Origin of the sequence: Adlercreutzia equolifaciens (assembly GCF_029076695.1) — a bacterium.
GTDB lineage: Bacteria > Actinomycetota > Coriobacteriia > Coriobacteriales > Eggerthellaceae > Adlercreutzia > Adlercreutzia equolifaciens_A.
Map to the genome: position 1 here is coordinate 1 of NZ_JARFIK010000058.1, position 427 is coordinate 427.

At 45.9% G+C, this 427-nt stretch carries 1 protein-coding gene; it reads right to left on the reverse strand.

The genetic code is table 11. The features are described 5' to 3' along the window. Positions 1-63: 63 nt before the first annotated feature. Positions 64-427 (reverse strand): hypothetical protein (locus tag PZH32_RS11455; protein WP_275208382.1); only part of this gene is annotated, 364 nt, incomplete at its 5' end.

The window sequence follows — 427 nt, forward strand, 5'->3', positions numbered from 1 at the left end:
TGTTCGAAGACGCTGTCAGGGCAGGTTCTGTAGGTGTAATTGAGGAGATATATTAAGAAAATTTTATAAAGAGCCTGTCTGTTTCTTAAATTCCTGTCCGATCTTGTTCTGGTCTTTCATGCATGCAATAAATTTTTCACGGGTCACATCCTTCGGGCGGTACTGCCATTCGGTGGAAGTAAGAATTCTATCTGCCATGAGATCAAATTCATCTTCAGTGATATCGATATCATCGAAGCATACCGGAAGACCGATACTGGCATTGAATTTCATGATCGTATCACGGAGAGCGTTCGCGCCTTCATAGGTGAGCAGGCAGAGAACACCGAGGGATACGACTTCGCCGTGCAGGTGTTCGTGACCATGACGCGTGATCGTGGAGCCGTTATAGACACAGTGCGCGAGGGAGGAATTGTAGTAATAATCC